Below are 19,834 nucleotides of genomic sequence, written 5' to 3' on the forward strand. Positions count from 1 at the left end.
GTGAATCGTACAAAGTTCGTTCAACAGAACAGGATATTGGTCGAAATGGTAATAATCCGTTTGGCTCGCGGCGGCTCCAAGAAGCGCCCGTTCTACCATCTGACAGTGACAGACAGCCGCAAATCCCGCGACGGTCGTTTTATCGAGCGCGTTGGTTTCTTTAATCCGATCGCGCGCGGTCAGGAAGAGCGTCTGCGTATCGATCGCGATCGCATTCAGCACTGGCTGGGCCAGGGCGCTCAGACCAGCGAGCGCGTTGCACAGCTGCTGAAAGGCGCTGCGGCAGAGTAACAAAGAGTCATGTTTCATCACCGGGGTTAGGTTATGGCGCAGCATTCGCAGGAAACTGTGATTGGTCAGATCACCTCGGTATTTGGGGTTAAAGGGTGGCTCAAGGTTTACTCTTACACTGACCCCAAAGAAGGGATACTGAACTACCGTGACTGGACGCTGGTCCGCGACGGCAAGCGTATCCCGGCAAAGCTTGAGGAAGGTCGCCGGCAAGGCCAGGGGATCGTTGTCAGGCTCAAAGGCATTGATGATCGTGAAGTGGCGCTCGGTTACAGCGGCGCCGATGTCGTTGTGTCTACCGAAGAGCTGCCGGAGTTGCCCGAAGGGGAATACTACTGGCAGCAACTGGAGGGCCTTGACGTGTTCACGACAGAGGATGAATGCCTGGGCAGGGTGCATCATCTGATAGAGACAGGCTCCAACGATGTTCTGGTGGTGAGGGCAACCGATGCCTCCATTGACCAGCGCGAGCGGCTGATTCCCTATCGTCCGGACGCGGTTGTCCTGAGCGTGGATCTGGCCGGCTCGCGGATGGTGGTTGACTGGGATCCGGAGTTCTGACGGGTGTGGATTGGCGCAGTCAGTCTGTTCCCGGAGATGTTTGCGGCGGTGACAGATTACGGGATTACCGGCAGGGCGGTCAGGGATGGTTTGCTGACTTTCAGTGCGTGGAATCCCCGGGAATTTACCCATGATCGTCACCGCACCGTTGACGACCGGCCTTATGGTGGTGGCCCGGGCATGCTGATGAAAATCCAGCCACTGCGGGACGCCATTCATGCGGCAAGGGCGTCGGCACCCGGTGAAGCCTGCGTGGTCTATCTGTCTCCCCAGGGAGAACCGTTGGACCAGGGCGTGGTTGAGTCACTGGCGGCAGAACAGAACCTCATTCTGGTAGCCGGGCGGTACGAAGGCGTCGATGAGCGCCTGATATCGGCCGAAGTCGACCGGGAGGTGTCACTGGGTGACTTCGTGCTCTCCGGTGGCGAACTGGCAGCCATGGCTGTTATTGATGCGGTCACACGCCTCATCCCCGGAGCGCTGGGTCATGCGCAGTCGGCAGAGCAGGATTCCTTTGCTGACGGTTTGCTGGATTGTCCGCACTACACCCGGCCCGAGGTTTATGAGGGTCAGGCGGTGCCGGATGTTTTATTGGGCGGTCACCATGATCAGATCCGGCGTTGGCGGCTTAAACAGTCGTTGAGGCGAACCCGGGAGCGACGCCCCGACCTGCTGGAAAAGCGGGTGTTTACGGACGAAGAGCGTGAGCTGCTGGAAGAGATTTTGAATGAACCGGGTGCCTCTGAATCATCAGGGCATTAAAAGATTGGGTATCAGGAGCACAAACGATGAGTGGCAAGAACAACATCATCAGTCAGATTGAATCAGAACAGATGACCAAGGAAATCCCTGCCTTCGCGCCGGGTGACACCGTGGTTATTCAGGTGCGCGTAACTGAAGGCAACCGCGAGCGACTGCAGGCGTTTGAAGGCGTTGTTATCGGCAAGCGCAGCCGTGGCATGAACTCTTCCTTCACCGTGCGGAAAATCTCCTACGGCGTTGGTGTTGAGCGTACTTTCCAGACTTTCTCCAAGCTGATCGACAGCATCAGCGTGAAGCGGCGCGGTGACGTACGTCAGGCCAAGCTTTATTACCTCCGCGACCTGTCTGGCAAGGCAGCCCGGATCAAGGAAAAGCTGGGCTGAGCAGCACCGGTTGCTGGTCACAGTTCGTCAGAAAAAGGCAGCCCTCGGCTGCCTTTTTTGCATCCGCCCCCGGCACTGCTCTGTGCGTTGTGTTTCGAGTAAACGGCCATGATCCGGAAAACCACATCCAGAGCTGAACTGCGGCCGCAGGACGAAGTGGTTATTGTCCGCTTCAGCGATGCCGTATGGCTCGAGGACGGGCTGGGTGAGAAGACCCGGCAGGCATATCGCAGTGATCTCGAACGCCTGGCGGCCTGGTTGCAGGAGCAACCGGGAAAGCCTCTGCTGACAGAAGTGCGTCGCAGCGATCTGCTGGCCTGGATATCCCGCGGGCTGGCGGATGGCTTCAAGACTTCCACCGCCGCCCGTCGCCTGTCCGGTTTACGGCGCTTCTTCCGCTATCTGCTGCGGGAGGGCGTGATCGCGGAAGACCCCACGCTTCGCATTGACAGCCCCCGGCTTCCGCGGCGATTGCCAGACTCCCTGTCTGAGGAAGACGTGGACAACCTGCTGTCAGAGCCCGACCCGGCCGTCCCCATCGAGCTTCGCGACAAGGCCATGATGGAAATTCTGTATGGCTGCGGTTTACGGGTCTCGGAGCTGGTAGAGCTTACCGTTGACGAGGTTAATCTGCGCCAGGGTGTGGTCAGGATTGTGGGAAAAGGGAACAGGGAGCGTCTGGTTCCCCTTGGGGAGGAAGGCATCGACTGGTTGCTGCGCTACATGAAGGAAGCGCGAAGCGAGCTTCTCAGAGGACGACCCTGTGACGCCCTGTTTCCCGGTAACCGCCCGGCCGCCATGACCCGGCAAACCTTCTGGCATCGGATCAAACACTATGCCGCCCGGGCAGGAATCCACAAACATCTGTCGCCCCACACCCTGCGTCATGCCTTCGCGACCCATTTGCTGAATAACGGTGCCGACCTGAGGGTAGTGCAGATGCTACTCGGTCATTCGGATCTGTCCACTACACAGATATACACCCATGTGGCACGTCAGCGGTTGCAGTCACTGCACCAGTCCCACCATCCACGGGGTTAGTGTGCAGTCTGGTTAGGCGCCAGCGACGCGCCTTGCTACACTGAACTTTTTGAGGCGGCCGGTGTCGCAACATCGCGGCGGGAAACCCGTCGACCTGATAACCGAATATCCTGTGAGCCCTGGAAACTGGAAGCCTATATGTTGATCAAGAGCCTGTTCAAGTCCTGTCTGCTGTTTGTCACCGCCGTCCTCGCCATGGCCGGAGCATCAACCCTTCAAGCGGGTGAGATCGAGGATAACATTACCGAAAAGCTGACGGCAGCGGTTCCGGGTCTGAAAATTTCCGAGGTTCGCAAGTCGGAAGCCGGGGGCCTGTACGAGGTGTACACCAGTAATGGGGATACTATTTATACCACCGCTGATGGCCAGTACCTCCTGACCGGTGACCTCCTGAAGATTACCAGCGGTGGCATCGCCAACGTTTCCGAGCAGGAAAGAGCCTCGCAACGGGCCCGGACGATGGACGATTTTGGTGACAAAGGGACAATCACTTATGCTGCCAGGGGCACGGAGAAGGCCTCCATTTCCGTGTTTACCGATATTGACTGCCCATATTGCCGCAAGATGCATGACGAAGTGCCAAAGCTCAATGAAATGGGGATTACGGTTCACTATTATGGGTTCCCCCGCTCCGGGCCCAACACGCCCTCATTCCGCAAATACATTTCAGTCTGGTGTGCGGATGACCAGCAGGCAGCCATGGATGCCGCCAAACAGGGCCGTAGCGTGCAAGAGCAGAGCTGTGACAACCCGGTCAGGGAGCAGTTCCAACTGGGTGGTCGCGTCGGTGTGACAGGTACCCCGGCGATTGTGCTCGAAGACGGCAACATGGTGCCTGGTTACGTACCGGCAGAAAAACTGGCTGAAGGCCTTGGGCTGCTCTGATAGTCTACCGAACTGATGCTCGGGCTGTTGTGTTGCTCGGGGCTTATTCGGGCGCACGTTAACCGTTATACTGTCGCTCCCCACAGCAACCCATCGGGAACAGAGGTGAAAGCTTGAAAGACGTTAATGTCGGAATCTGCGGACTGGGAACAGTCGGTGGTGGTACGTTCAACGTACTGACCCGGAATGCCGGACTGATCAAGGGCCGGACAGGTTTCAATATCCGGATTGCCAGGGTGGCGACACGCACACCCCGCACGGATATTGACCTTGGTGATATTCCGTTCAGCACCGACGTATTTGACGTGGTGAATGATCCGTCCGTGGATATTGTGGTGGAACTGATTGGCGGCTACGAAACTGCCCGGGAACTGGTGCTGGCAGCTATCCACAATGGCAAGCACGTGGTGACGGCCAACAAGGCCCTGATTGCGGTTCATGGCAACGAGATCTTTGAGGCTGCGGCAAAGAAAAACGTGATTGTTTCCTACGAAGCGGGTGTTGCTGGCGGGATTCCTGTCATCAAGGCGGTTCGTGAGGGTATGGCGGCCAATCGGGTCGACTGGATTGCCGGCATCATCAACGGAACCGGTAACTACATCCTGACCGAAATGCGCGCCGGCCGTGAATTCGCTGAAGTGCTCAAAGAGGCCCAGGATCTGGGTTATGCCGAAGCCGATCCCACCTTTGACGTCGAGGGCATTGACGCCGCTCACAAGCTGACCATCCTGGCCTCGGCCGGTTTCGGTGTGCCACTTCAGTTCGAGAAAGCCTATACCGAAGGAATTTCCGAGATCACCCCTTACGACATCGCCCATGCCGAGGTTCTGGGGTATCGCATCAAACATCTGGGTATCGCCCGTCGTCGCGATGACGGCATCGAGCTGCGCGTCCATCCTACACTGGTTCCCCGCAGCCACCTGATTGCTCAGGTCGACGGTGTGCTGAACGCGGTACTGGTGGATGGCGATGCCGTTGGCCAGACCATGTATTACGGCCCCGGCGCGGGCGATGAGGCCACTGCTTCTGCGGTGATTGCCGATATCATCGATGCGGCCCGTTCCGTCGCGGCTGAAAGCACCCAGCGTGTGCCTTATCTCGGCTTTGAACCGTCGGCCATGGAAGATCTTCCGGTGCTGCCTATGGAAGACGTCCAGTCAGCCTATTATCTGCGTATCCAGGCACTGGATCGCCCCGGGGTGCTGGCGAAAGTAGCCTCCACCCTCAGCGAGCACGGCATCAACATCGAGTCCATCATGCAGAAGGAATCGGAGCTCAAGGATGGCCGTATTCCGGTGATCATCCTGACCCACACGGTTCAGGAGCGCCAGATCAACCGCGCCATTGAAGAACTCGAAGCCCTCAGTGACATCGACGGAAAGGTCGTTCGCATCCGTGCCGAAAACTTTAACTGACAGGAACGCAAGGTGAGATACATCAGTACACGGGGCGAAGCTCCCGCCCTGGGCTTTGAAGATGTCCTGCTGACAGGCCTGGCCACCGACGGTGGCCTCTATGTCCCGGAATCCCTGCCACATTTCAGCCTCGAAGAAATCCGCAGTTGGCGTGGGCTTTCCTACAGTGAGCTTGCCTTCAAGGTAATGCATCCGTTCGTGGACGATGCCATTCCGGCGGAAGATTTCCGCAAAATGCTTGATGAGACCTACGGTGATGTGTTCGCCCACAAGGCGGTTGCGCCACTGGTTCAGCTGGATACCAACGAATGGGTCATGGAACTTTTCCGTGGCCCCACACTGGCGTTCAAGGATTTCGCCCTGCAACTGCTGGGACGCCTGCTGGACTACGTTCTTGAGAAACGCCAGCAGCATGTGGTGATCATGGGGGCAACCTCCGGCGATACCGGTTCCGCTGCAATCGAAGGTTGCCGTCGCTGCAAGCACGTGGATATCTTCATCCTGCATCCCCACGAGCGTGTCTCCGAGGTGCAGCGCCGCCAGATGACCACCGTGAAGGGTGACAACATCCACAATATCGCGGTACGTGGCAACTTTGACGACTGCCAGCGCATGGTCAAGGCAAGCTTCGGTGATCAGTCGTTCCTCGGCGGAAAAACCCAGCTTGCTGCAGTGAATTCCATCAACTGGGCCCGGATCATGGCTCAGATTGTCTACTATTTTCATGCCTCCCTGGCCCTTGGCGGCCCGGACCGCAGCATGGCCTTCTCTGTGCCAACGGGTAACTTCGGCGACATCTTTGCCGGTTACCTGGCCAGAAAAATGGGGTTGCCGGTCTCCCAACTGGTGATTGCCACCAACCGCAATGACATCCTGCACCGGTTCATGAGCGGCAACCGGTACGAGCAGCTGAAGCTGGAGCATACGCTGTCGCCGAGCATGGACATTATGGTGTCCAGTAATTTCGAGCGCCTGCTGTTTGATCTGCACGGCCGCGATGGCATTGCTGTAAAAGAGTTGCTGGAGAATGCCTCGAGGGGGCCGGTGAGCATCGAAGACTACCGCTGGAAGCATGCCCGCAAACTTTTTGACAGCCACGCCGTGAGCGACGAAGACACCACGAACACCATCCGTGAAATCTTCGGGCAGAATGAATACCTGCTGGATCCCCACACCGCCATCGGTGTGCGAGCAGCCCGTAACTGCCGTCGGGACCCGGCCATTCCGATGATAACCCTCGGCACCGCGCACCCTGCCAAGTTCCCGGATGCGGTGTTGCGATCCGGCGTCAAGGCAGAGCCGGCACTGCCGGCGCACATGTCTGATCTGTTCGAGCGGGAAGAGCAATATACCGTGCTGGATAATGACTTGCCTGCGGTGCAGGACTTCATCGCCAGACACTGGAAGAATACCTGACCTGTATGGCACCAAAAAAGATCCTGCGTCGCTCTGGTCCGGAAACCACCCCGGACTGGGGTAAAAGCTTGCCGCCTCTACTCCGCCGCCTCTACGCCGCCCGTGGCGTCAGCTCGGATGAACAATTGAGCTACACCCTGAAGCATCTGGCATCACCCATGGATCTTCAGGGTATCGAGGGGGCTGTGGCACTACTGGCGGAGGCGATTACCGGCCAGCAACGGGTTCTGATCCTGGGTGACTTCGATGCCGACGGTGCCACCAGTACGGCGGTGGCCATGCTGGGCCTGGGTATGCTGGGGCTGAACGATATCGACTTCCGCGTGCCCAGCCGATTTTCCGATGGCTATGGCCTGACGCCCGGAATTATTCACCGGCTCCAGGAAGAAGATTCCCTGCCGGACCTGCTGGTAACTGTGGACAATGGCATTTCTGCGATTGACGGTGTCCAGGCCGCCCGGGATCTTGGCATAAAGGTGGTTGTGACCGACCATCACCTGGCGGGGGAAACCCTTCCCGATGCCGATGCTATCGTGAACCCCAATCAGCCCGGATGTCCCTTCCTGAGCAAGAACGCGGCAGGTGTGGGCGTGATGTTCTACGTGCTGACAGCTTTGCGCAAGCATCTGCGGGAACAGGGTTTACTGCCGGATCCCCAGCCCAACCTTGGCAACCTGTTGGATCTTGTCGCCCTGGGCACCGTGGCTGACGTGGTGCCGCTGGACCATAACAATCGCATCTTCGTGGAGCAGGGACTGCGCCGCATCCGCCAGGGCGAAGCCCGTCCGGGAATCCTGGCACTGCTGGAAGTGGCGGGGCGCGACCACAGCGAAATCAGCTCCACCGACCTCGGATTCGTGGTTGGCCCCCGCCTCAACGCAGCCGGGCGCCTGGATGACATGAGCGTTGGTATTGCCTGCCTGCTGGCTGACAGCCGCGATGAGGCCCTGCGCCTGGCCCGTGAGCTGGACACATTCAACCGCGAAAGGCGGACTATCGAAAAAGACATGAAAACCCAGGCCCAGGACCTGTTGGCGTCGATGTCGCTGGATATTGAGGGCCTTCCGTGGGGCCTGGCTCTGTTCGACACTGACTGGCACCAGGGCGTGATCGGCATACTGGCCGCCCGCATCCGCGAACAGACCCACCGCCCGACCATCGCTTTTGCTCCGGACGACAACGGCGAGGACATCAAGGGCTCTGCCCGCTCCATCCCCGGACTTCATGTCCGGGACGTACTTGCGGTGGTCGACGCCCGCCATCCCGGCATGATGAAAAAATACGGCGGCCACGCTATGGCGGCCGGCATGACGCTGTCCCGAACCGATCTGGACGCTTTCAGCAAGGCCTTTGACAGGGCCGTGCGCGAGACCGTCCGGGCGGAAGACCTGGAAGCTGCCATCACCACTGACGGCCCCCTGAGTCCGGACGAACTCCACCTGGACACCGCCACCCTGCTCAAACGGGCCGGCCCCTGGGGTCAGCATTTTCCTGAGCCACTGTTCGACGGCAACTTCCGCGTGGTCAGCCAGCGCATTGTCGGTGAGAACCACCTGAAGCTGGTTCTCCAGCCGGAAGAGGGCGGCGCCATCATCGACGGTATCGCCTTTAATACGGGTCCGGAAGTGCCCGACTACACCAGGACCGGGGCCCGGCTGGTTTACAAGCCTGATGCCAATACCTTTCGTGGGCGTACCAACTTGCAGCTTCTGGTGGATTATCTGGAGCCTTTGGTCTGATTCTTCGGGACCTCGGCAATGGTGGGCTGGGCCTGGAGTGGGGGTATCTTTTCTGTGGAAAAAGAACTCGCTTCGCTCAGACACCTTTTTCTGGCAGAAAATATACCCCCCCCAGGCCCGATCAAACCTGAGAGTTAACGCCGTATAACGTAGGTACGGATTAGGCCTGAAAGGCCGTAATCCGACAAAAAGCCAGAGAGCCAACGCCAAAGGCATAATTAACGAAACAAACCGAAGCCGACCAATGCATGCACCCAACTAAAAACCCACCGGCTGATTTAGAAACAGATTTCCGGTAGAATCTCGCGTCTGATTTTTGATCGCATCCATTTTCCGAGAGTGAGTAAGGATTTCATGGAAATCAATCCCATTGTTACGAAGATAAAAGACCTTCGTGAGCGCACTGAAGCGCTCAGGGGGTATCTTTGACTACGATCAGCGTAGTGAGAGACTGACCGAAGTAGAACGCGAGCTGGAAGTACCCTCGGTATGGGAAGACCCTGACCGGGCCCAGGCGCTGGGCAAGGAGCGGTCCGATCTTGAGTTGATTGTACGTACCATCGACAACCTCACCACCGGCCTGGACGATGCCGAAGGGCTGCTGGAAATTGCGGCTGAGGAAGAGGATGAAGGTACGGTTGCAGAGATTGAGGCCGACCTGGAAAGTCTCGACAAAGAACTTGAAAAACTCGAGTTCCGCCGTATGTTCTCGGGCGAGATGGACGCCAATAACGCCTACCTGGACATCCAGGCCGGCTCCGGCGGTACTGAGGCCCAGGACTGGGCGAATATGCTGCTGCGCATGTACCTGCGCTGGGCCGAGCACCGTGGGTTCAAGGCCGAGATCGTCGAGTTGCAGGAAGGCGATGTGGCGGGTATCAAAAGTGCCACCGTCCACATCCAGGGTGAGTATGCCTTCGGCTGGTTGCGTACGGAAACCGGGGTTCACCGGCTGGTGCGCAAATCGCCGTTTGATTCCGGCAACCGTCGCCACACCTCATTCTCGTCGGTGTTTGTATCGCCGGAAGTGGATGACAGCTTCGAAATCGAGATTGACCCGTCTGATCTGCGGGTGGATGTTTACCGCGCCTCGGGCGCTGGTGGCCAGCACGTTAACCGGACCGAGTCCGCAGTGCGTCTGACCCATAATCCCACCGGTATTGTTGTGGCCTGTCAGGCTGGTCGAAGCCAGCACCAGAACAAGGATCAGGCCATGAAACAGCTCAAGGCCAAGCTGTTCGAGCGTGAGATGCAGGAGCGTAACGCCGAGAAGCAGAGGGCAGAAGACGCCAAGGCCGACATTGGCTGGGGCAGTCAGATTCGGTCCTATGTCCTGGATGACGGCCGGATCAAGGATCTTCGCACCAGGGTGGAAACCAGCAATATCCAGGCGGTACTGGATGGTGATATCGACAAGTTTATCGAAGCCAGCCTGAAGATGGCGCTGTGACCGTCGCCTTCGCCATGCTGACCCGGACCATTCCCGATTTTTTTGTGAGCCAACATGACTGACCACACACAGAATGCACACCCAGAGGACAACAAGCTGATTGCCGAGCGCCGCGCCAAACTGGCCGAGATGCGCGAGCAGGGCAACGCTTTTCCCAACGACTTCCGTCGCGATGCTACCGCTGCCGAGCTTCAGGCCAAATACGGCGACAAGAGCAAGGAAGAACTGGCGGAGATGGGTGTCCGGGTGGCCATTGCCGGCCGCATGATGCTGGATCGCAAGGCGTTCAAAGTGGTCCAGGACATGACCGGGCGCATCCAGATCTATGCCTCAAAAGATGTCCAGAAAGACACCAGACACTGGGATCTGGGTGACATCGTGGGCGTGCGTGGCATCCTGTGCAAATCCGGCAAAGGCGATCTGTACGTGAGCATGGATGAGTATGTGTTGCTCACCAAGTCCCTGCGGCCACTGCCCGAGAAGCACAAGGGTCTGACCGACACGGAGGCGCGTTATCGCCATCGTTACGTCGATCTTATGGTGAATGAAGACAGCCGCCGGGTGTTCTACGCCCGCTCGAAAATCATCAGTGTCATGCGTCAGTACTTCACCGACCGGGACTTCATGGAGGTGGAAACCCCGATGCTGCAGGTGATCCCCGGTGGTGCCACGGCGCGCCCGTTCGTGACCCATCACAACGCCCTGGGCATCGACATGTACCTGCGCATCGCCCCGGAACTCTTTCTCAAGCGTCTGGTGGTGGGTGGTTTCGAGCGGGTGTTCGAGATCAACCGTAACTTCCGCAATGAAGGGCTGTCTACCCGCCACAATCCGGAATTCACCATGGTTGAGTTCTATCAGGCCTACGCCGACCACAATGACCTGATGGACCTGACCGAAGACATGATCCGCACCATCACCGAGAAGGTGTTGGGAACCACGACCGTGGTGAATACCCGCATGCTGGCGAACGGTGAGCAGGAAACCGTTGAATACGATTTCGGCAAGCCGTTCGAGCGCCTGACCGTGGTGGATGCCATCCTGCGCCATAATCCCGACATCAAGGCCGAACAGCTGGCCGATGAAGCCGGGGCCCGCGGGTTGGCCAAGGAGCTCGGCATTTACATCAAGAATGGCTGGGGACTTGGCAAGGTCCAGATCGAGATTTTCGAGGCAACCGCCGAGCACCGCCTGATGCAGCCGATCTTTATTACCGATTATCCGAAAGAAGTGTCCCCGCTGGCCCGCTGCAAGGACAACGATCCGTTTGTTACCGAGCGCTTCGAATTTTTTGTCGGCGGCCGCGAAATTGCCAACGGCTTTTCGGAGCTCAACGACGCCGAAGACCAGGCCGAACGCTTCCAGGAGCAGGTGGCGGAAAAGGACGCCGGCGACGACGAGGCCATGTTCTACGACGAAGACTTTATCATGGCACTGGAGTATGGCCTGCCGCCAACGGCTGGCGAAGGCATCGGCATCGACCGCCTGGCCATGTTGCTGACCGATTCCGCATCCATTCGCGACGTTATCCTGTTCCCCGCCATGCGTCCGGAACAGAAAGCCGAAATGAAGAAAGACGAGGGCTGAGCCATGCATCCGGTGGAGATGCTGGCCAGCCAGCTCAAAGCCGGGCGGGGCTGGCGCGAGCACCTTGGCAACGAATTCAGCCAGCCCTACATGCAGCGGTTGGCTGACTTTCTGGTGGCGGAGCAGCAGGCCGGAAAAACCATCTTCCCCCCCAGCCACCTCTGGTTCAATTCCCTGAACAGCACCCCGCTGAACCAGGTCCGTGTAGTCATCCTCGGCCAGGACCCCTACCACGGTCCCGGCCAGGCCCACGGCCTGTGTTTCTCCGTGCGCCCTCATGTAGCCGTCCCGCCATCCCTGATCAACATCTTCAAGGAAATCCGCGACGACCTCGGCATCCAGCCACCAGACCACGGCTGCCTCCAACCCTGGGCCGAACGCGGCGTGCTGTTGCTCAACAGCGTCCTCACCGTCGTCCAGGGCCAGGCCGGCGCCCACCGCGGCAAAGGCTGGGAAACCTTCACCGACCGGGTCATCGAAACCATCAACCGGGAGCGGCAGGGTGTGGTGTTTCTACTCTGGGGAAGTTACGCAAAAAAGAAGTGCCAGCACATCGACCGCAGCAAACACCTGATACTGGACGGCCCGCACCCGTCCCCGTTAAGCGCCTACCGCGGCTTCTTCGGCTGCCGGCACTTCTCCCGGGCCAACGAGTGGTTACAACAAAACGGTCTACCGACCGTTGATTGGTCTTTACCAAACAAATCAGAGTTACTGGAACAATACGGGAAAAGTCAGCCCAGCTCTTGAAGGAACCGCAAAGGGCGGCGGCCTGCAACGGGTATAATCGGCCGGAGGTGGGGGTATTTTCTCTGACAGGAAAAGGTGTCTGAGCGCAGCGAGTTCTTTTCCCGAAGAAAAATACCTCCACCTCCGGCCAGCCACCCGAATTACGAGGCCAGGAAGGAGCTATTTAAGAAGCGCCATAGCCGCTTCCATCTGCGCATTCAGGTCCTCTTCCTCATTCATGTCCACCTCCGGATCCAGCCCCAGCCGATCAAACGCCGAAATCGTCTTCCAGTCCACCTCTGTCCAGGGATGATCCGTACCCGCAATCAACTGCAGATTCGCCACCAATACCAGATCCGCATAGTCGGCAGCAGGCACCTCACGGTGCAGATTTGCGTATTCCAGAGGCACATTCTGCAACTCCTTCGGGAACTCCCACTTCTGCAGAATCATCGCCCCGATGCGTGGATGGATCTCATCAATCACATTATCCAGCATGATACTGCTGATCTGGATATCACGGTCTTCCACATAACGCAGAATCGGCAGCACTCCGATACGATGCACCAGCCCGGCCAGTGTAGCCTGATCCGGCTTCAGTCTGGTGTAATGCTGCGCCAGCACATGGCACACACCCGCCACCTCGGTGCTTTTCTGCCAGGTGGCACGCAGGCGTTTGTCAATCATGTCGGATGTGGCCTGGAACATCTGCTCCATGGCCAGGCCCATCGCCAGATTGCTGGTGTAAGCCATTCCAAGGCGGCTGACTGCCATGTTCAGGTTTTCAATGGCGCGGCTGCCACGGAAAAGCGGGCTGTTGCAAACCCGGATGATACGCGCAGAAAGCGCGGTGTCATTACTGATGACCTTTACCAGATCCATAATCGCTGAATCCTCATTTTCAGCAATTTCCCGTACCTGCAACGCAACTTCCGGAAGCGTCGGGAGTACAAGTTTGTCGTTTTCAATGGCATCAGTGAGATCGGTTTTTATGGTTTCGACAATGTTCGACATGGTCAGCTGTGGTCCGCCTGTTGAGTGTTATCTGGCCGGCAGGAGAGTCCGGAAAGGCCAAATTGTTCAGGTATATTAGGTACTTTATAGCAAACTTTCCGGGTCCTTCCTGTCAACTTATGTATCAGACGTCCCTGTTTGTTCACGTTCCGAAACCGAATAGGGTAGCGGGCGCAGGGAAAGGGAGTTGTCCGGGGCACTCTCCGGGGCAAGGCTGAGCTCCGCCGCATCGTGCCGGACCACCGCAAGAATTTCGGCAGTGCCATCAGGCAGAACCACGGAATTGATCACGGTACCCACAGCGCGGTCACCATTTACAATAGCTTCTCCGGGAGCCGGTGGGTTTTCGGTCCGGCCGGCTGAATACCGGAAAAGACTTTTTTTCAGTTGCCCCAGAAAATGCATTCGGGCAATGACTTCCTGCCCGGTGTAGCAACCCTTTTTAAAGTGAATCCCCCCTACGTGCTGCCAGTTCAGCATTTGCGGCACAAAGCCTTCTTTTGTGGCCGGGGTGAGCACAGCCACTCCGGCCGCAATCTCGGAAGCATACCAGTCCGCCAGGGTTGCCTCCTGAATGTTACTGAGTGCGCGCTGAATCGACTCGTCCAGAACCCCGGTCTGCCAGAGTTCATAGCGGGCCACACCTTCCCCGGTGTTCATTGTGCGTATCAGGTGCCCCCCCTGGATGACGACCGAATCGCCCGCTGCTGCCAGTCTGTCGGTGGCATCAGTCAGCAATTGTTCTGCCGTGGACGCTCCTATCAACCCGATTATCCTGGCGTCCGGTTCCACCTCCATGGACGCGCCACGAAAAAGCATCAGGTATTTGCGCAGATGGCCAAGGGTGTCGTCTGCAAGTTCCCTGGGCAGCTCCATCAGCACGTCTTCACCATCCCTGACGAGTCTGGTCAGACAATAGGCGCGACCTTTCGGGGTGCAGGCTGCAGCCCTGGGGGAGTGGGCCGGGATGACATCATCAATCTGCTGACTGAATTGCCCCTGCAGGAACTTGTCAGTCCCCGGGCCGGCTATTCGCACAATTATCCGGTCGGGCAGGGTAATGCGGGACGGATGAAGCAGTGGATGGTTGGCAGCCGGATTTTCGATGTCTGACATGGAGCGCTCCAGAATCAGTGGATTTCCTGAACATTGGATGGTTGCTGGTCGCCGGCCTCGCTGGCACGGGGACCTGGTCCCAGGCGAAGCCAGACCCGCAATTGCCGGAATGCTTCCGGTGAGGTGTTGGAGAGCCCCGGCGAGAACGCAACCAGAACAACAGGATATCGGCGATATATGGAGCCGTTGCATCGCAGTTTCAAGATCGCGAACCTGGCGCTCATGCGGCTTTCATCAGCGGGCACTACGGCAACGTCCGCACCGGAGCGGAGGCGAGCGTACAGATGCCGGTTCTCAATCCTTAGCCCGACGACGGCGTCCGGACCCGCCAGCAAACCGCCGCGACGATACTGGAAGATGGCCCCGCAAAGAGTGACGGCAACGAGAGTCACCAGGACCAGACCATGATCGCTGGCGATAAGCGCCACCAGCGCCGTCAGCAACAACCAGGGCAGTGCGCACAGAAACGCCACCGGGTGCGATGGCGAAATCCTCAGGTCAATCCGGCTGGACACGTTTCAGCATGATATCGACGATGCGTTGCAGATCGGGGTCTTGCGGACGGCTGCGCTGCATGAACCACTCAAACAAGTCGCTGTCTTCGCAGGTGATCAGTTTCCGGTAGCGGGCCTGGTCTTCTGCCGGCAAATCCCGGTAGGCCTCTTCCAGGAACGGGATCAGTAATACGTCCAGCTCAAGCATGCCGCGACGGCTGTGCCACCACAGGCGGTTAAACTCGGTGTTATCAGACATGAATACTCTCAGTTGCCCAGTGGGATCGGTGTGAACCGCCCCGGTCAGGGGGCGGGTCGTCTATAGGTTGTCGGAACCAGTACGGTATCTTTTGCTTCGGCGAGCAGTCCCGGGAAATCCAGTGTGTAGTGGAGACCACGGCTTTCCCTGCGCTGCAGGGCAGAGCAGATAATCAGGTCGGCAACGGTAACCAGATTCCGCAGTTCCAGCAGGTCGTTGGACACCCGGTAGTTGCTGTAGAACTCGCCAATTTCGCGCTCCAGCAGATCAATACGGTGTTTGGCTCTCTGCAGACGTTTGGTAGTGCGAACAATACCTACATAATCCCACATGAAATGCCGGAGCTCGTCCCAGTTGTGGGAGATTACCACGTCCTCATCGGAATCCCGCACCTGACTTTCATCCCAGTCAGGTGCCTGTGGCGGGGCCGGGATGTCCGATTCACGCCGCGCGATATCGGCCGCGGCGGCCCGGCCATAGACCAGGCACTCCAGCAGGGAGTTGCTGGCCATGCGATTGGCGCCATGGAGGCCGGTAAACGCAGCCTCGCCTACAACATAAAGCTGGTTGATGTCGGTGCGTGCCCGTTCATCGCTGAGCACGCCACCACAGGTGTAGTGCGCCGCAGGCACCACCGGAATGGGTTCGCTGGTGATATCGATGCCAAAGGTCAGGCATTTCTCGTAGATGGTGGGAAAATGATGCCTGACGAAATCGGCCGGCTTGTGACTGATGTCCAGGTATAGATGATCCGCACCCAGGCGTTTCATCTCATGGTCAATGGCGCGGGCAACGATGTCCCTGGGAGCCAGTTCGCCCCGCTCATCGAATCTGTCCATAAACCGCGTGCCATCCGGAAGCAACAGCGTGCCCCCTTCGCCCCGAACCGCCTCGGTGATCAGGAACGACTTGGCATGTGGGTGATACAGGCAGGTGGGATGGAACTGGTTGAACTCCATGTTGCCTACCCGGCAACCTGCCCGCCACGCCATGGCGATGCCGTCCCCGGATGCGCCGTCGGGATTGGTGGTGTAGCGGTAGGCCTTGCTGGCGCCACCGGTCGCAATAATGGTGAAGCGCGCGCGGAATAATTCCACATGGTTGTCTTCGAGGTTGAGGATATAAGCGCCTACACAGGCATTGCCCGGCAGCGACAGCTTGCGGTTGGTAATCAGGTCAACCGCAACCCGACCCGACATCAGGGCAATATTCGTGCGCGCCTGGGCTTGCGACGTCAGGGTTGTGGAAACCGCATGGCCGGTGGCATCGGCGGCGTGGATAATGCGCCGGTGACTGTGTCCACCTTCCCGTGTCAGATGGTAGTGTGACTCATCATCACGGGTAAAGGTGACGCCGCTGTCAATCAGCCAGTCAATGCTCTCGCGGCCATGCTCCACGGTGAACCGGACGGCGTCCTCGTGGCAGAGGCCACCACCTGCGCTCAGGGTGTCGCTGATGTGGTTTTCAAGGGAGTCATCGTCGTCCAGTACCGCTGCGATGCCGCCCTGAGCCCACAGTGTTGCGCCGCTGCTGATGTCAGCCTTGCTGACCACAGCAACCTGAAGGTGTTCAGGCAGATTGAGGGCAACAGTCAGACCGGCTGCGCCGCTGCCGATTATCAGAACATCGAATTCGTAGGATTGTGGCATCGGGTTGTTATCGCAGGCCATAATGTGGAAGTGTATTGAACTAAACTTTGTGCCTGCTGTCTATTTGGCCTGACGGGGTGCACCCATTGAAGCGGGAGCACCAGGGTCTCATCGGACACCGGACAGCAGCATGAATCCACCGAAGTATAGGCAAGCTGACCGAATGGTCGCTCTCTATGGGAACTCCGGCACTCCGTCCATGACTGTGGAAACAGAACACCACAAGGAAGAAAACAGTGAAAGCCAGACAGACCTTCAACTGGTAAGGAAGGTCCGTCAGGGTGATCGGCCTGCCTTTGATCTTCTGGTGGTCAAGTACCAGTCACGGGTAGCGTCAATCATCAGTCGGTATGTCTACGACAGTCAGGAAGTGATGGACCTGACCCAGGAAACTTTCGTCAAGGCCTATCGTGCAATTGACCGTTTCCGGGGTGACAGTGCTTTTTATACCTGGCTTTACCGCATTGCAGTGAACACGGCCAAGAATTTCCTGGAGTCCCGCAGTCGCCGTCCGCAGGGGAGTGCCGACGCCATCGAGGCCGAGAACTTCGATAATGGTTCAAGGCTGAGAGACAACGCCTCACCGGAAAAGCTGTTGCAACGGGACCAGTTGCAGGAAGCGCTCAGGGAGGCCATCGGCAATCTTCCGGAAGAGCTTCGGTCAGCGTTTCTGCTCAGGGAGTATGACGGGCTCAGTTACGAAGATATCGCCGGTATTCTCGAGTGCCCGATCGGTACAGTCAGGTCGCGGATTTTCAGGGCGCGGGACGCGGTGGATCGTCACCTTGGCCCATTATTAAACGATTCCCGGACATAATGAGGTTGCGTCCTATGGATGATCGTCTCAAAGAAACCCTGTCGGCAATGATGGATGACGAGGCGGATGAACTGTCTGTCCGCAGGCTGTTGTCTCACGCCCGGCAGGATGAAGTTCGTTCGCAGTGGCAGCGCTGGCAGCAGGTGCGCGACCTGATGCATCAGGGAAGCCTGGCTGATGACCGGGTGGATATCAGCGCCGGCGTCAGGAATGCGCTGGATGGTGGCCTGCAGAAGGCCTCCGGTCCGGTAGCTCTGCCCGAGATTGGCAGGCAGCGTAACTGGCATTGGCCCGCGGTCGCCATGGTGACCCTGGCACTGGTCGTGGGTTTTGGCGCAGGCGCTGGCTGGGAATCCGTGGAGAGTCCCGCCACGATCGCCGGTACCGGCGTTGCCGCCGGACAGTCTGAAGGTCTGCAGGCCGACACTATGGGCGAACCGGTGCAGGAGGTTGCCTTACAGGGGCTGGATGAAGAGCAATGGGAGCAGGTCAGCCGCTACCTTCTGGAGCATGCACAGCATAACAGCGTTGGGGCAGGCCGTGGGTCGGTTGGCTACGCACGGCTGGTAAGTGCATCCGGGCCGGGCTACTAGGCCTGCGATTTCATCGTGAATAACAGCCGGAGTTGAATAATTGATTCGCAAAACGGTAACCGGAGTCCGGGCTCAGTGGTTGAACCAGGGCAGGCGTCTGTCGGCGCTGCTTGTGGTTCTTTGTGTTTTCCTCGTGGGCCAGGCGGTTGCCGACACCGGTCCGAGGAATGCAGAGTACTGGCTGGACCGCCTGGGACCCGCCCTGAACATGACGTCTTACCGTGGCGTGTTCGTTTACGCGCGTGGTGATCAGGTGAGCTCGATGCAGATTGCCCATCGTTACCGGAACGGCATCGTTGAAGAACGCCTTGTTCCCCAGGATGGTGCCAGTGGTGAAATTGTCCGCAAGGGAATGCGTGTCGTCTGCGTGCTTCCGGATCACGGGCGCATCCAGCTCGATCAGGTCATCCCTTCCGGTCCGTTTGCAGAAGCATTTTCCAGTCAGCTTATGCCGGTCAGCCGCTGGTATCAGCCAGAGCTGGTGGGCGACGATCGAATAGCCGGTTACGAGGTGGTCAAGCTTGCCCTCAGGTCCAAAGATGAACTTCGTTACAGCCACCAGTTGTGGCTGGAAAAGTCCACTGGCCTGCTGGTAAAAAGCCATGTGCGTTCTTCTGACGGCAAGGTTCTCGAACATTTCCAGTTCACCAGTCTTGAGATTACCGACAGCCTGTCAGACAGCGAATTCGTGATCCGTACCGAGGGGAAAGAGATTGCCAGGGAACTGGCACCGACCAAAACCTCTTCCCCGGCCCCGCGAATGGACGGCTGGACTCTGGAGTGGCGGCCGGATGGATTCATTCCTGCGGCGGCTCCACGTTCCGGAAAAGGCCAGGCTGTGGCTTTTTCAGATGGTTTGGCGGCATTTTCCGTGTTCGTCGAACCTGCCCGCAAGATTATGTTGCCCACAGGGGCCTCACGCATCGGCGCTACCACCGTTTACATGAAGCAGCTTGAAGTCGATGACATGGACTTTTTTGTGACGGTGGTTGGCGAAATTCCTCCCACAACGGCGCGCAAGGTTGCTGAATCCATTAACGTAGACGATACGCTGGCGTTCGGAGCTATCGGGGAATGATTACGGAAACTGGCAGAGTGGTTGCCGTGAGTGGCGACCGGGTGTGGGTCCAGACAATCCGGACCAGTGCCTGCGAAAGCTGCTCGGCGCGCAATGGCTGTGGTCAGCGGGCGCTGGCCGGTGTGTCTGGCGGGCGTGCCAACCAGGTACTGGTCGCCAACAGTCTGGATGCCAGGGTTGGCGATGAAGTCACAGTCGCCATTGAAGAGTCGGCCCTGGTGGGCGCCTCTCTGCTGGTGTATGCACTACCGCTGGCGTTGCTGGTGGTTGGCGCTGTAGCCGGGCATCAGCTGTCAGGCGGGCACGATGCAGCAGCCATGCTTGGAGCCGCCACGGGAATGGCAACCGGTTTTATGGTGGCCAGGCGGATCGGCTCGAACCCTGCGCGGGGTTATGAGCCACGTCTGGTAAAAGTCAGACAGGAATTGTCCGGCCCCGGCTCTTGAATCAACGCCGGCTGGTTGAAAATATCGGTTATTGACCAAACAATAATCCAAAGTGAATTGCTGATCAGGGGGTCCTGAATGCTTGAAATAAAGAATGGTGGTCAAACGT

The 19,834-nt window shown here is 58.2% G+C and carries 21 protein-coding genes; 16 read left to right on the forward strand and 5 right to left on the reverse strand.

The features are described from left to right. Nucleotides 1-45 precede the first annotated feature (45 nt). The 12 genes from rpsP (at nucleotide 46) to ung (ending at nucleotide 12,280) form a co-directional block, all read left to right on the forward strand. Entirely contained in the window at nucleotides 46-291 is a 246-nt protein-coding gene (gene rpsP / locus DIT72_RS11095) for a 30S ribosomal protein S16 (RefSeq protein WP_135955309.1), read from the forward strand. Between the two features lie 33 nt (nucleotides 292-324). Next, nucleotides 325-852, forward strand: a complete 528-nt coding sequence (gene rimM / locus DIT72_RS11100) for a ribosome maturation factor RimM (RefSeq protein ID WP_135955310.1) — start codon at nucleotides 325-327, stop codon at nucleotides 850-852. Between the two features lie 3 nt (nucleotides 853-855). Then, complete coding sequence (gene trmD, locus DIT72_RS11105) at nucleotides 856-1,614, forward strand: tRNA (guanosine(37)-N1)-methyltransferase TrmD (RefSeq protein ID WP_135955311.1); 759 nt, start codon at nucleotides 856-858, stop codon at nucleotides 1,612-1,614. A gap of 26 nt (nucleotides 1,615-1,640) precedes the next feature. Continuing rightward, nucleotides 1,641-1,997 carry a 50S ribosomal protein L19 gene (rplS, locus tag DIT72_RS11110; protein WP_135955312.1) on the forward strand — a complete coding sequence of 119 codons (357 nt, stop codon included), beginning with the start codon at nucleotides 1,641-1,643 and terminating at the stop codon, nucleotides 1,995-1,997. A 108-nt stretch (nucleotides 1,998-2,105) separates the two neighbouring features. Then, on the forward strand, nucleotides 2,106-3,038 hold the full coding sequence (xerD, locus tag DIT72_RS11115) for a site-specific tyrosine recombinase XerD (protein WP_135955313.1): 933 nt from the start codon (nucleotides 2,106-2,108) through the stop codon (nucleotides 3,036-3,038). 138 nt (nucleotides 3,039-3,176) lie between these two features. Next, entirely contained in the window at nucleotides 3,177-3,923 is a 747-nt protein-coding gene (locus DIT72_RS11120; RefSeq protein WP_135955314.1) for a DsbC family protein, read from the forward strand. A 113-nt stretch (nucleotides 3,924-4,036) separates the two neighbouring features. After that, a complete protein-coding gene (locus DIT72_RS11125; RefSeq protein ID WP_135955315.1) occupies nucleotides 4,037-5,338 on the forward strand; it encodes a homoserine dehydrogenase in 1,302 nt (433 codons plus the stop codon). 12 nt (nucleotides 5,339-5,350) lie between these two features. Next, nucleotides 5,351-6,754, forward strand: coding sequence for a threonine synthase (gene thrC / locus DIT72_RS11130; protein WP_135955316.1), 1,404 nt, complete (start codon nucleotides 5,351-5,353; stop codon nucleotides 6,752-6,754). 5 nt (nucleotides 6,755-6,759) lie between these two features. Next, complete coding sequence (gene recJ, locus DIT72_RS11135) at nucleotides 6,760-8,493, forward strand: single-stranded-DNA-specific exonuclease RecJ (protein WP_135955317.1); 1,734 nt, start codon at nucleotides 6,760-6,762, stop codon at nucleotides 8,491-8,493. A gap of 354 nt (nucleotides 8,494-8,847) precedes the next feature. Next, a protein-coding gene (gene prfB, locus DIT72_RS11140; RefSeq protein WP_135955318.1) for a peptide chain release factor 2 occupies nucleotides 8,848-9,943 on the forward strand; the annotation gives its coding sequence in 2 pieces (ribosomal slippage) (nucleotides 8,848-8,919 and nucleotides 8,921-9,943; 1,095 coding nt in all). A 54-nt stretch (nucleotides 9,944-9,997) separates the two neighbouring features. After that, nucleotides 9,998-11,530: a lysine--tRNA ligase gene (lysS, locus tag DIT72_RS11145; protein ID WP_135955319.1), complete on the forward strand. Its 1,533-nt coding sequence runs from the start codon at nucleotides 9,998-10,000 to the stop codon at nucleotides 11,528-11,530. A gap of 3 nt (nucleotides 11,531-11,533) precedes the next feature. Next, nucleotides 11,534-12,280 carry a uracil-DNA glycosylase gene (gene ung, locus DIT72_RS11150; protein ID WP_135955320.1) on the forward strand — a complete coding sequence of 249 codons (747 nt, stop codon included), beginning with the start codon at nucleotides 11,534-11,536 and terminating at the stop codon, nucleotides 12,278-12,280. 159 nt (nucleotides 12,281-12,439) lie between these two features. Here ung and DIT72_RS11155 read toward each other — a convergent pair whose 3' ends face one another. The 5 genes from DIT72_RS11155 to nadB form a co-directional block, all read right to left on the reverse strand. Further along, nucleotides 12,440-13,273: an HDOD domain-containing protein gene (locus DIT72_RS11155; RefSeq protein WP_135955321.1), complete on the reverse strand. Its 834-nt coding sequence runs from the start codon at nucleotides 13,271-13,273 to the stop codon at nucleotides 12,440-12,442. 117 nt (nucleotides 13,274-13,390) lie between these two features. Then, a complete protein-coding gene (gene ygfZ / locus DIT72_RS11160) occupies nucleotides 13,391-14,389 on the reverse strand; it encodes a CAF17-like 4Fe-4S cluster assembly/insertion protein YgfZ (RefSeq protein ID WP_135955322.1) in 999 nt (332 codons plus the stop codon). 14 nt (nucleotides 14,390-14,403) lie between these two features. Beyond that, nucleotides 14,404-14,904, reverse strand: coding sequence for a hypothetical protein (locus DIT72_RS11165; protein WP_135955323.1), 501 nt, complete (start codon nucleotides 14,902-14,904; stop codon nucleotides 14,404-14,406). Beyond that, the gene (locus tag DIT72_RS11170) at nucleotides 14,888-15,142 is read right to left on the reverse strand and encodes an FAD assembly factor SdhE (RefSeq protein ID WP_135955324.1); all 255 of its coding nucleotides are present in this window, start codon (nucleotides 15,140-15,142) and stop codon (nucleotides 14,888-14,890) included. Before DIT72_RS11170 ends, DIT72_RS11165 begins: the two co-directional genes overlap by 17 nt. A 44-nt stretch (nucleotides 15,143-15,186) precedes the next feature. Further along, nucleotides 15,187-16,791: an L-aspartate oxidase gene (gene nadB / locus DIT72_RS11175; protein ID WP_206081096.1), complete on the reverse strand. Its 1,605-nt coding sequence runs from the start codon at nucleotides 16,789-16,791 to the stop codon at nucleotides 15,187-15,189. 199 nt (nucleotides 16,792-16,990) lie between these two features. Between nadB and rpoE the strand changes: the two genes are divergently transcribed. Genes rpoE through DIT72_RS11195 form a run of 4 tightly spaced genes read left to right on the forward strand, consistent with a single transcriptional unit; the run spans nucleotide 16,991 to nucleotide 19,725 of the window. Further along, nucleotides 16,991-17,608 carry an RNA polymerase sigma factor RpoE gene (gene rpoE / locus DIT72_RS11180; protein ID WP_135955326.1) on the forward strand — a complete coding sequence of 206 codons (618 nt, stop codon included), beginning with the start codon at nucleotides 16,991-16,993 and terminating at the stop codon, nucleotides 17,606-17,608. Between the two features lie 14 nt (nucleotides 17,609-17,622). Further along, complete coding sequence (locus tag DIT72_RS11185; RefSeq protein WP_135955327.1) at nucleotides 17,623-18,201, forward strand: sigma-E factor negative regulatory protein; 579 nt, start codon at nucleotides 17,623-17,625, stop codon at nucleotides 18,199-18,201. 40 nt (nucleotides 18,202-18,241) lie between these two features. After that, nucleotides 18,242-19,279: a MucB/RseB C-terminal domain-containing protein gene (locus DIT72_RS11190; protein ID WP_228283231.1), complete on the forward strand. Its 1,038-nt coding sequence runs from the start codon at nucleotides 18,242-18,244 to the stop codon at nucleotides 19,277-19,279. After that, nucleotides 19,276-19,725 carry a SoxR reducing system RseC family protein gene (locus DIT72_RS11195; RefSeq protein WP_135955328.1) on the forward strand — a complete coding sequence of 150 codons (450 nt, stop codon included), beginning with the start codon at nucleotides 19,276-19,278 and terminating at the stop codon, nucleotides 19,723-19,725. Before DIT72_RS11190 ends, DIT72_RS11195 begins: the two co-directional genes overlap by 4 nt. Nucleotides 19,726-19,834 lie beyond the last annotated feature (109 nt).

It is taken from the genome of Marinobacter orientalis (assembly GCF_004792665.1).
Lineage (GTDB): Bacteria > Pseudomonadota > Gammaproteobacteria > Pseudomonadales > Oleiphilaceae > Marinobacter > Marinobacter orientalis.

Bases quoted from the DNA above. Each gene is read 5' to 3' on its own strand.
- recJ (WP_135955317.1), top strand. From the start codon at position 6,760: ATGGCACCAAAAAAGATCCTGCGTCGCTCTGGTCCGGAAACCACCCCG.
- ygfZ (WP_135955322.1), bottom strand. From the start codon at position 14,389: ATGTCAGACATCGAAAATCCGGCTGCCAACCATCCACTGCTTCATCCG.
- DIT72_RS11170 (WP_135955324.1), bottom strand. From the start codon at position 15,142: ATGTCTGATAACACCGAGTTTAACCGCCTGTGGTGGCACAGCCGTCGC.
- DIT72_RS11185 (WP_135955327.1), top strand. From the start codon at position 17,623: ATGGATGATCGTCTCAAAGAAACCCTGTCGGCAATGATGGATGACGAG.
- rpsP (WP_135955309.1), top strand. From the start codon at position 46: ATGGTAATAATCCGTTTGGCTCGCGGCGGCTCCAAGAAGCGCCCGTTC.
- nadB (WP_206081096.1), bottom strand. From the start codon at position 16,791: ATGCCACAATCCTACGAATTCGATGTTCTGATAATCGGCAGCGGCGCA.
- xerD (WP_135955313.1), top strand. From the start codon at position 2,106: ATGATCCGGAAAACCACATCCAGAGCTGAACTGCGGCCGCAGGACGAA.
- ung (WP_135955320.1), top strand. From the start codon at position 11,534: ATGCATCCGGTGGAGATGCTGGCCAGCCAGCTCAAAGCCGGGCGGGGC.
- DIT72_RS11120 (WP_135955314.1), top strand. From the start codon at position 3,177: ATGTTGATCAAGAGCCTGTTCAAGTCCTGTCTGCTGTTTGTCACCGCC.
- rplS (WP_135955312.1), top strand. From the start codon at position 1,641: ATGAGTGGCAAGAACAACATCATCAGTCAGATTGAATCAGAACAGATG.
- DIT72_RS11195 (WP_135955328.1), top strand. From the start codon at position 19,276: ATGATTACGGAAACTGGCAGAGTGGTTGCCGTGAGTGGCGACCGGGTG.
- lysS (WP_135955319.1), top strand. From the start codon at position 9,998: ATGACTGACCACACACAGAATGCACACCCAGAGGACAACAAGCTGATT.
- rpoE (WP_135955326.1), top strand. From the start codon at position 16,991: ATGACTGTGGAAACAGAACACCACAAGGAAGAAAACAGTGAAAGCCAG.
- rimM (WP_135955310.1), top strand. From the start codon at position 325: ATGGCGCAGCATTCGCAGGAAACTGTGATTGGTCAGATCACCTCGGTA.
- DIT72_RS11155 (WP_135955321.1), bottom strand. From the start codon at position 13,273: ATGTCGAACATTGTCGAAACCATAAAAACCGATCTCACTGATGCCATT.